The sequence below is a fragment of the Streptomyces endocoffeicus genome (genome assembly GCF_016741935.1).
Classification (GTDB): domain Bacteria; phylum Actinomycetota; class Actinomycetes; order Streptomycetales; family Streptomycetaceae; genus Streptomyces; species Streptomyces endocoffeicus.
Genome location: NZ_JAERRG010000232.1, coordinates 1 through 357, shown reverse-complemented (window position 1 = coordinate 357; position 357 = coordinate 1). Strand labels below are relative to the sequence as shown.

The following is a 357-nucleotide window of genomic DNA, read 5'->3' as shown; positions in this document are numbered from 1 at the left end:
GGGTCTCCGGAGACGGAGACCGAGGCGGGGCCGTTGACGGCGGCGATCCACAGGCGTCCGTCCCAGGGGGTGAGTGCTTCTTGTACCCATTCTGGGGTGGTGAGGATGGACATCATGGCGCCGTGTCCGGTGAGGTGGTGGGCGATGGTCTGGCTGCGGAGGGTGACGATTTTGGTGGCGGTGGGGAGGGTGAGGTGTCCGGCGACGTGGGCGGCGGCGATTTCGCCTTGGGAGTGGCCGATGACGGCGTCGGGGTGGATGCCGTTGGCCTGCCAGAGTGCGGCGAGGGAGACCATGATGGCGAAGGTGGTGGGCTGGAGGACGTCGACGCGGTCGAGTGAGGGTGCGTGGGGTGCG

The 357-nt window shown here is 68.6% G+C and carries 1 protein-coding gene; it reads right to left on the bottom strand.

The window, feature by feature from the left end:
- Nucleotides 1-357: acyltransferase domain-containing protein (locus JK364_RS54745; protein ID WP_201858929.1), on the bottom strand; the 357-nt coding region annotated here is incomplete at both ends.